Source organism: Bacteriovorax sp. DB6_IX (genome assembly GCF_000447775.1).
Taxonomy (GTDB): Bacteria; Bdellovibrionota; Bacteriovoracia; order Bacteriovoracales; family Bacteriovoracaceae; genus Halobacteriovorax_A.
In genome coordinates this window covers 1-6,647 of sequence record NZ_AUNJ01000085.1, presented here as the reverse complement: position 1 = coordinate 6,647, position 6,647 = coordinate 1, and the positions used below count along the sequence as shown (strand labels likewise).

Below are 6,647 nucleotides of genomic sequence, written 5' to 3'. Positions count from 1 at the left end.
TTTCACTACAAACCATCGTCAGATCACTTTGAGCAATTCTATCGAGTTCATACTCTTCAAAGCGTCTCTTGAAGCTTGATTCCTCTCTTCCGTAGAAGTTTTCAAACTCAAGATTGTGAGCGTTGTATATAAGGAAGCTCTTTGGATCATCAAGCCAGTAGAATTGTCTTATATTATCAAGATGTATTATAGGAGTGTCTTTAATGACTAGATTCTTTCTTTTAAAGAGAATTCGAGTTTGTTTCCCATAATAGAGCGATTGGAGATAGGGAAGAAGGCTAAAAGTATTTTTTGGCCAGTCGTTATAGTACTCATCACAATCTAAACCGAGTAGTTGGTAGATTCTCTTGATGGCCGTAATTCGCAGGTGGGCACCACCGCTAGTGACATTTTCATCAAGTGAGGAGATATAGGCGAGTTTCACTTTCTTACCAAAGCTCTTCTGTTGTTAAAACTCCGTGGGCCATATTGATTTTCATCGGTGTCACTTTTTGAATTGAGAGTGCCTGCATAAAACCTAGGACTAGGGCCAGGTTCGTCACATCAGTGGCCGCATACTTGCTGCCAATTTCTTTATCAGTGAGTTTTGCACGTTGGAGTAGTGTCTTTAGTATATTATTTTGATTATACGTTTGCTTTTGAAGTTGTCCGCGAATCGAGAAGTAGTGAACCCCTCCAACTCCTAGAACTTCGTAGTCTTTAAGGCTTCCCAACATTGGTTTTGCCGTTTTATTTGCATAATCACGGGCCATATTCATTGAGTTTACGGCCAGCTTTTTTCCAAGTGGATTTGGAGATCTTTTCTTACTCTTATACTTTTCTAGAATTTTATTTTTAAAACTCACCGAGGCCAGTTTTCCTAGATAAATTTTTGGATCATGACCCTTTTGAGGCTGGACGATCTGCATACTTCCGCCACCAATATCCCAAACGACAACAGGTCTATTGGACTTAGTTGCAGTTTTGATTTTCTTCTTGGCCTTAGAGAGAGCGGAGTTATAAGCAAAGAGGGCCTCGTCTTTTTGAGTGATAATTCGGATTGGAAAGCCAAGTCTCTTTTCAAGAAAGTTCTTTGCTTCTTGTGCGTTGGCAGCCGTTCTAAAGGCCGATGTGGCCACCGCGCGGATTTCTTTTGCTCCTTGAGACTTCGCCATCAGGGCCAGCTCTACTAGTGAGCGATAGGCCTTTTCTTGAATGGCCGAATTGAATTTATTATCCTTACTTCTTTGAAGCGCATCTTTGAAAGGGATGGCCCTATGGGCCTCAAATATAGTGTGATCAATTGTTCTTTGGCATTTGTTTACACTTGCGACAACTAACTTTGATGTTCCAGAACCAATATCAAGGGCAGCTCTTTTTACAAGACAAGCTTGTGAAACTTTTTCAGCACCTTGATTAGAATTTCCACTTAGCCCAGCACATCCCCACAGTAGGAAAGTTAGGGCGAAAAATACTATTTGAGTTCTTGATCTCGTGAGTTCTAACAAATTACCTGTAGACAAAAGCCTCTCCTCTGACATTTTTAATAATCTTTGAAACATGTACTCTTTTCTTTCCTCTCTCATCGGCAGTTTTAAGATATTCTTTGTACATCTTTTTTATCGCCTGACCAATTGACTTGGCCATTAGTGGTGGAACAGCATTTCCAATCTGTCGCCACTGAGCGGATAGAGGTCCTTCAAAGACAAAGTCATTTGGGAAACTTTGAATCTTGGCCGCTTCTCTCTGGGTAAGATAACGGTTTTCAACTGGGTGATAATAGCTATGTCTATGTGTCATAATAGTTGGTGACACACTATTTCTATCTAATCTTTGGTATTTTGTTTGTCTAAAACGACCCTCGCGAATTGTTTGCCAATCCACTCCAAGTTTTAAAGAGGGAGTTAAATAGGCCTTCTCATCTCTTTCATAACGAATTCCCTTTCCTTCAGGAATTCTTTTCAGTCGTTTAATATCAATCTTTGAACTAACTTGTGCTGATGCTAGGTCGTGGTTATAGAGTTCACCATTTGGAGCTTTTAGATCTTCAAAGGCCTTACCAACAGTTACTGGTTCACGGTATGTCTTAGCGATTATTGTATCGTGAGTTTTCTTAGGGAATTGAATCTTCTCATTAACTCTTGATCCAATAAATATTGTACGGCGTCTCTTTTCTGGAACTCCATAGTTTTGAGAGCTCATAACTTGGACATCCATATTGTAACCAAGAGAACCAAATTTCTTAAAAATGGCCTTGAGAGTCTCCTCGTTCTTCTTGGCAAGTAGTCCCGTTACGTTTTCAATGACGACATATTCTGGTTTTGTCAGTCTTACGATTCGGACGAACTCCATAAAGAGACGGTTTCTTGAGTCTTCTGGATTCCCTGGACCAACAGTTGAAAAACCTTGGCAAGGTGGGCCACCAACAACAAGATTCACTTTAGTATCGCCTAGAACTTTTTTAATATCTTTATTAGAGAATTTTGTAATATCACCGCAAAATGGGTAGGCATTCTTATGATTTCTAGCAAAGGTCGTCATTGCATGTTTATTGAAGTCAACACCTAGAACGCAGTTGAATCCTGCCATCTCTAAACCGCAAGAGAATCCTCCGGCGCCGCTAAAAACGTCGATAAAATTAAGCTTTCCGTTTCTTTTCATAGCTTCCCTGAATATAATAGTTGATTAGAATATTATGGTTTTAAAGGGAAGGAACTGTCAATCACTAAGCAGCATGTTTATTGCTTTCAAGCTCTTGAAAACTTTGAACTTCTTGCTCCTGTTTAGTGACTCTTTGAACAAATTCAAAGCTCTTATTTTTCAATTGGACGAAGCTCCCTTTTAGAAAGGGCTGCCACTGCTTTGGAAGCTCACCATGAACGATGATAGTTCTATTTTTAAGCTCAATTTCTCGCTTAATAATACGGGCCAATCTCTCATTTAGACCTGGTGCAAAATGGATTGATTCCATATTCAGAAAAAGAACTTTTTGACCTGTAGCAAGAAATGACTTCAAGATAGAGAAGAGTTTGGCCGTTGCGTGATCAACTTGTTTTATTGAATCATCTAAGTCAAATCTCTTGAAGAGAAATTCATTCAAATGACTTGAGTTTCTTTGCTCAAGGGTCTGGTTTAAGTCGAATTTTGAGAGATCATTTGTCATATCTCGAAAGAGATATTGTTTGATCGTCATATCATCTTCAAAGTAATTCTTATCATCGACATAATTAAATTCAAATCGCCCTCTAAAACCTGCACACTTTGTGAAAGTCATAAACTCTTTTAGAATATTGGCCTGACCTTTAGTACTAAACTGAAAGAGTCCACCACTGAGTATTAGCCCTTTGAATTTTGTCATAATTTCTCCCGTGTTTTTCTTATCGAGGAAAACAGATAATTCTTAAGAATTTACAGAGCATATTTCAATAGGAGAGTAAATTGCCGTGATTCTAAGTTATTGGTTTTAGTCTATAATGGAATTATGAACTTAAAAACTGGCGATACAATCATTGTCGGCATGGATGGAGGAATAGAATCTACTGTGGCGGCCTATCTTTTGAAGAAACAGGGCTATAACTGTGTTGGTATTACAGTTGTTTTTCATGAAGAAGATGTGGAAGATCATGGGGAGTTACTCTCGGCTTGGCTTCCTGATGATTTAGAGCATGTTAAAGAAATTTGTAAGGTTCTAGAGATTCCTTTCTATGCGACGAATGCGAGTGATTTATACTTTGATAAAGTCGTTGATAAAGTTGTTTCTGCTAGACTTTCTGGAAAGTCTTATGAGCCTATGGTTGATAGGACAACTGTTATTCTCGATACACTTCTTAGTAAGCGAGAGCAGCTTGGAGCTAGTGTTGTTGCCACGGGACACTATTGTAAAGTTCTGAAGAATCAAACAACTGGAATGCTTAATCTCTATCGAGCAAATGATTTAGAAGAAGACGATAGTTACTATGTTTCAAAACTTGATACGCACCTATTGGGCTTTCTTCACTTCCCATTGGCCGAACTAAGAGAGCAAGAGGTTTTGAAAGTTGCCTCACTTATTCCGACTAAATTTAATCTTGAAAAGAAAGAGCGCCGTGAAAAGCGCCTGGCCTTTATGCAAGAAGAAGATCTTAGTCAGATTGTTGAAAAATATTCCGCACCAACTCTTCGTAAAGAAGGTATTGTTCTCAATTATTTTGATAGCGGTACAGTCGGTGATCATTTGGGAATTCATCAGTTCTATTTAGGACAAGTCAAAATACCACTAAAGGGTAAAATTCCTCGTGATAAAGATTCAGAAGTGCTGCGTATCATTCCTTCAACAGGAACTATCTATCTCGAAAAGACTGAGAAGATTAAGTTTGATCGCGCCTACCTTATCGACTTCAATGCTGAAGATAATCTCAACCGCTCACTTCCTCTGTCGTGTTATGCCATGCTTGGTCCGCGAAAAGAGGTTTTAAAATGTACTATTCAATTTAAAAATAATGGCTCCGTGTTAATCATCTTCGACAAGGAAGTCCAAGGTCACCTTGGTCGTGGTCAGTATGTTGTTCTCTTTAATAAGAAGGGCATTGGGGCACGTGTTATCGGTGGTGGTCAAGTTCGCATTTCTGGCTTTCTTGATAATGGGGAATTTAGAACTCTTCCTAAGAACAAGGATGAGGAAGAAGAATTAGAAACAGAAGAAAAAATGAAAAAGAAAGATCTGGGGTTCTAGATATGATGAAGATTTTATGGGTTTTATTTCTATTCACTGCGAATTCATGGGTTAATGCTTATGTCTTACGAGATTACGATAAGAAACCAAGATCTTCTTCTCACCTTGCTAGATCTATCAAGAAATATGAAAAAGATGATCTCATCAAATTACTAAGAAGTTTTGTCAAAGAGACTCGACCAACACGAATCATTGGTAGCCAGGGTCATTTTAAGTCTGTGGACTTTGTCCTCAACTATATTAAAGAAAATACCAATAAAGATAAGGAACTTGTCGTTGTTGATGAGTTTAAACCAGATGTAGATCAGGCCATTAAAATGTATCAAGATGATTTTGATGAGATGAAAAAATCTGGGGTAAAGCCTGGTAGTGCAGATTATAAACGCTTTGAGAACTTTACAAACTCTCAAGTTCTTCATCTTGAAAAATTACGTCAGCAAAAGGGAAGAAATATTATCTGGGAAAAGAAGGGAAGTGAAAGGCCAAACGAAGTTATCGTTATTGGGGCTCACTACGATACTGTTGCCTATGATAAGAAGTCTCTTAAAATGTTACCGGAGGTTCCACAACCGGGTGCTGATAATAATGGCTCAGGAGTTTCAATTGCCTTGGCCCTAATAGAAGTTCTCTCTGAGCTGCAAATTAAGAAGACTGTTCGTGTTGTCTTCTTCGATTTTCAAGAGTTTGGTTTCTTGGGGTCTTGGGACTATGCCAAGAAGCTTAAGTTGGAAAAGCAAAGTGGCGTGGATATCAAAGGCTTTATTAATCTCGTTATGCTGGGACATGACTCAAAGATTAAAGATAAGGCCCAAAAATATGGAAATATGAAGCTCTACTATTCAAGTGAGGGAACACCGACTTATGCAGATGAAAAGGCCCTGGCCCAGCTTCTGACTGCTAAAGGTGTTCAGGCCATCTCATCGGTAAAATTTAAGCCCGAAGCCAAGAATTTTCCAAATGGTGATAATGTTTCTTTCATTCAAAACGGTATTGCTTCTCTAACTTTTACTCAGAACTGGGAAGATGACTTCAATGGTCGTCGTATTCATACATCAAAAGATTTTGTGGAGACACTAAATTTCAAGACTCTCTATGGAAGCCTCGTCTACATTACACAGGCCGTCTCAAGCTGGGCCCTAAACCTCTAAATATGCTGAAATTATTGCTTAAAAGAGTGTCTTTTTATTTGCTAATTGCGGGTAATTTGTTAGATTCCCGTCCATGAGTATAGGAAATGGAAAAACAGTGGTAGTCGGGATGTCAGGAGGGGTTGATTCTTCTGTAAGTGCGGCGGTTTTGAAAGAGCAAGGTTATAACGTCATCGGTATGTTTATGCGTAACTGGGAAGAGTACGATGAGCATGGTGTCTGTGAGGCCTCAAAAGAATACGCTGATGTTATCGCGGTATGCGAGAAACTCGATATCCCATACTACTCAGTAGATTTTGTCAAAGAGTACAAAGACAATGTTTTCTCTCACTTTGTTGAGGAGTACAAACAAGGACATACACCTAACCCTGATATTCTCTGTAATCGCGAAATTAAATTTAAGGTCTTCTTTGAAAAGGCGATGGAGCTTGGGGCCGATTACTTGGCCACGGGACACTATTGTCAAAATATTGAGATTGATGGAAAGAATCGACTCGTCAAAGGAAACGATCCTGGTAAAGATCAGACATACTTTCTCTACACGATGAGAGACGAAGTTCTTAAAAAGGTACCTCTTTCCAATTGGTCACCTACCTAAGAGTGAAGTTCGTGAGATCGCGCAAAAATATGATTTAATTACGGACCAATAAAAAAGATTCTACTGGTAATTTGTTTTATTGGAGAGAGAAACTTCCGCCAATTCCTTTCGAATTATATCCAAAATCAACCTGGTAACTTTGAGATGTTAGATGGTGAAGTGGTTGGTAAGCATCAAGGTGCTGCCTATTACACAATCGGTCAAAGAAAGG

6 protein-coding genes and 1 pseudogene are annotated in these 6,647 nt (G+C 38.9%); 3 read left to right on the top strand and 4 right to left on the bottom strand.

What is annotated here, in order from left to right; translation table 11 throughout:
- From M901_RS02675 to M901_RS02660, 4 genes are all read right to left on the bottom strand, one after another.
- On the bottom strand, positions 1 to 424 hold a 424-nt coding region (locus M901_RS02675; protein WP_021276615.1), incomplete at its 3' end, for a hypothetical protein.
- A 4-nt stretch (positions 425 to 428) separates the two neighbouring features.
- On the bottom strand, positions 429 to 1,502 hold the full coding sequence (locus M901_RS02670) for a Ppx/GppA phosphatase family protein (protein ID WP_021276620.1): 1,074 nt from the start codon (positions 1,500 to 1,502) through the stop codon (positions 429 to 431).
- Positions 1,489 to 2,640 (bottom strand): DNA cytosine methyltransferase, encoded by a 1,152-nt coding sequence (locus tag M901_RS02665; RefSeq protein WP_021276616.1) that lies wholly within the window; start codon positions 2,638 to 2,640, stop codon positions 1,489 to 1,491. The genes M901_RS02670 and M901_RS02665 overlap by 14 nt, the downstream gene beginning before the upstream one ends.
- A 64-nt stretch (positions 2,641 to 2,704) precedes the next feature.
- Positions 2,705 to 3,337 (bottom strand): hypothetical protein, encoded by a 633-nt coding sequence (locus M901_RS02660; protein WP_021276619.1) that lies wholly within the window; start codon positions 3,335 to 3,337, stop codon positions 2,705 to 2,707.
- 123 nt (positions 3,338 to 3,460) lie between these two features.
- On the opposite strand from M901_RS02660, the gene M901_RS02655 reads away from it, so the two are divergent.
- The 3 genes and pseudogenes from M901_RS02655 to mnmA form a co-directional block, all read left to right on the top strand.
- A complete protein-coding gene (locus M901_RS02655; protein WP_021276614.1) occupies positions 3,461 to 4,690 on the top strand; it encodes a tRNA methyltransferase in 1,230 nt (409 codons plus the stop codon).
- A 2-nt stretch (positions 4,691 to 4,692) separates the two neighbouring features.
- Positions 4,693 to 5,838: a M28 family metallopeptidase gene (locus tag M901_RS16135; protein WP_021276618.1), complete on the top strand. Its 1,146-nt coding sequence runs from the start codon at positions 4,693 to 4,695 to the stop codon at positions 5,836 to 5,838.
- Between the two features lie 73 nt (positions 5,839 to 5,911).
- Positions 5,912 to 6,647, top strand: a pseudogene (gene mnmA, locus M901_RS02645) (tRNA 2-thiouridine(34) synthase MnmA); the annotation flags it as partial.

What these genes read in the sequence shown, in the direction of transcription:
- M901_RS02665 (WP_021276616.1), bottom strand. Translation starts at nt 2,640, where the DNA reads ATGAAAAGAAACGGAAAGCTTAATTTTATCGACGTTTTTAGCGGCGCC.
- M901_RS02660 (WP_021276619.1), bottom strand. Translation starts at nt 3,337, where the DNA reads ATGACAAAATTCAAAGGGCTAATACTCAGTGGTGGACTCTTTCAGTTT.
- M901_RS02655 (WP_021276614.1), top strand. Translation starts at nt 3,461, where the DNA reads ATGAACTTAAAAACTGGCGATACAATCATTGTCGGCATGGATGGAGGA.
- M901_RS16135 (WP_021276618.1), top strand. Translation starts at nt 4,693, where the DNA reads ATGATGAAGATTTTATGGGTTTTATTTCTATTCACTGCGAATTCATGG.